General features: G+C 61.7%; 1 rRNA gene. It reads left to right on the forward strand.

Features of this window, described 5'->3' with window-relative positions:
* Positions 1-34: 34 nt before the first annotated feature.
* Positions 35-3,002 (forward strand): 23S ribosomal RNA (locus tag PKC29_15535); the annotation flags it as partial.

Consider the following 3,002-nt stretch of genomic DNA (forward strand, 5'->3'; position numbering starts at 1 on the left):
AGTAGATCGCGCGTGCTCTGCTTGACGAAGAAGGGGTCAAGCGAGCGAAAGCATGTGGGGGATGCCTGGGTACACAGAGGCGATGAAGGCCGTGGTAAGCTGCGATAAGCTCGGGGGAGTGGCACACACGCGGTGATCCCGAGATGGCCGAATGGGGCAACCCGGCGGGCGGCGACGTCCGTCACTCTTGGCGCAAGCTGGGAGAGCGAACCCTGGGAACTGAAACATCTCAGTACCGGGAGGAAGAGAAATCAAACGAGATGCCCGGAGTAGCGGCGAGCGAAAGGGGCAGAGCCTAAACCGGTCTCCTGGGGCAACTCATGGGGCCGGGGTTGTAGGACCCACGGACGGAGCCAGTTAACGACGCGAAGTCCCCTGGAACGGGGCGCCAGAGACGGTGACAGCCCGGTAGTGGAAGAGCGCTGGCCCAGTGGAGTTCCTGAGTAACGCCCGACTCGCGAAATCGGGCGTGAAGCTGGGGGGACCACCCTCCAAGGCTAAAGACTCCTGTGTGACCGATAGTGGACGAGTACCGTGAGGGACAGGTGAAAAGCACCCCTGGGCGGGGAGTGAAAGAGATCCTGAAACCACATGCTTACAAGCGGTCGGAGGCGGGGCGGGGGGCGACCCTCGTCACTGCTGACGGCGTGCCTTTTGCATTATGATCCGGCGAGTTACTCCTCAGGAGCGAGGCTAAGCGGCTCAGCCGCGGAGTCGGAGCGAAAGCGAGTCCTGTCACGAGGGCGTGTGGAGTTCCTGGGGGTAGACCCGAAGCCAGGGCGATCTACCCATGAGCAGGGTGAAGCTGAGGTAACACTTAGTGGAGGCCCGCACCGGTATGGGTTGAAAACCGTTCGGATGACTTGTGGGTAGGGGTGAAAGGCCAATCAAGCCTGGAGATAGCTGGTTCTCCCCGAAATCTATTGAGGTAGAGCCTCGCGGAAGCCGTAAGGCGTGTTTGCAGGGGGTAGAGCGACTGGATGGGCGCGGGCTGGCGAAGCTGGTACCAACCCCAACCAAACTCCGAATACCTGTCAAATGGACCGCGGGAGGCAGTCGCTGAGCGATAATGTCCAGCGGCGAGAGGGAAAGAACCCAGAGCCACAGCTAAGGTCCCAGAGTGGCCGCTGAGTATAGCGAAGGATGTGTCCCTGCCGTGACAACTGGGAGGTTGGCTTAGAAGCAGCCATTCCTTGAAAGAGTGCGTAATAGCTCACCAGTCCAGCGGGGATGCGCCGAGAATGGTCGGGATTAAGCGGCCCACCGAAGCTTGGCCTGCTAGCAGTGCTAGCGGGGTAGGGGAGCGTTCCGCGTGCGGTGAAGGGCCGGTGGAAACCAAGGCCTGGAGCGAGCGGAAGTGAGGATGCCGGAATGAGTACGCGCAAACGAGAGTGAAAACCTCTCGCACCGAAAGCCCAAGGGTTCCTGCGCCATGGCAATCAGCGCAGGGTGAGGCGGGTCCTAAGGCGAGGCCCCAGAGGCGTAGCCGATGGCAAGCCGGTTGAGATTCCGGCCCCGCTGGCGAAGCGTTGAACCGATTCGGGACCGTGGAACGAAGTCGCAGCGGCCTGGTGGATGGCCGTTCAACCGCGTAGGGCGCGAGCCCGAGACGGGAGTACGAGGGGCGAGGGCAACCTCAAGCCGAGTGCGGTGGAGTCGACACGCGAGAAAAGCGGATCGGGGAGCGACGTTGGCGTCCGTACCGTAAACCGACACAGGTGGGCGAGGCGAGGAGCCTCAGGTGCACGAGTGAGACGTGGTCAAGGAACTCGGCATAATGATCCCGTAACTTCGGAAGAAGGGATGCCCTCTTTGGTGACCCGTACAGGGAAGCTGGGGGGGGCCGCAGAGAATCGGCCCAAGCGACTGTTTAGCAAAAACACAGGTGCGTGCCAAGCCGCGTAAGGCGCCGTATACGCACTGACGCCTGCCCGGTGCCGGAAGGTTAAGGGGAGGGCTTAGGGGCAACCCGACGGCCTGAGCCGAAGCCCCGGTAAACGGCGGCCGTAACTATAACGGTCCTAAGGTAGCGAAATTCCTTGTCGGGTAAGTTCCGACCTGCACGAATGGCGTAACGACTTGGGCACTGTCTCGACCACGCGCTCGGCGAAATTGCAGTCTCGGTGAGGATTCCGAGTCCCCGCGACAGGACAAAAAGACCCCATGCACCTTTACTGTAGCTTGCCATTGGACGTGGTTTCGAACTGTGTAGCATAGGTGGGACCCGGTGAGCCCTGGGCGCTAGTTCAGGGGGAGGGGCCAGTGAAATACCACCCTGCTCGACACGACGTCCTCACCAGCCTGCGCACACCGCAGGTGGGACCGTGGCAGGTGGGCAGTTTGACTGGGGCGGTCGCCTCCGAAACAGTAACGGAGGCGCGCGAAGGTTGGCTCAGCGCGGACGGTACTCGCGCTTCTAGAGTGTAACGGCAGAAGCCAGCCTGACGGGGAGACCGACGGGTCGACCCGCCACGAAAGTGGGCCGTAGTGATCCGGTAGCCCGGGGTGGAACGGCTATCGCGCAACGGATAAAAGGTACGCTGGGGATAACAGGCTTATCGCGCCCGAGAGTTCACATCGACGGCGCGGTTTGGCACCTCGATGTCGGCTTGTCACATCCTGGGGCTGGAGAAGGTCCCAAGGGTCCGGCTGTTCGCCGGTTAAAGTGGCACATGAGCTGGGTTCAGAACGTCGTGAGACAGTTCGGTCTGTATCCGTCGTGGGCGTTGGAGTGTTGAGGAATGCGGACTCTAGTACGAGAGGACCGAGTCGGACGATCCGCTCGTGTCCCGGTTGTCCCGCCAGGGGCAGCGCCGGGTAGCGATGATCGGTGGCGATAACCGCTGAAAGCATCTAAGTGGGAAACGCCGTCCAAGATGAACACTCCCTTGCTCCTTGAGAGCACTGAAGGGCCGGAGGAGACGACTCCGTCAATAGGCCGCCCGTGGACACGTGGCAACACGTTCCGAGCGCAGCGGTCCTAATCGCCCGTGCGGCTTGAC

The organism is Thermodesulfobacteriota bacterium, assembly GCA_035325995.1.
In the GTDB taxonomy this organism is placed as follows: Bacteria; Desulfobacterota_D; UBA1144; order Nemesobacterales; family UBA2774; genus JADLGH01.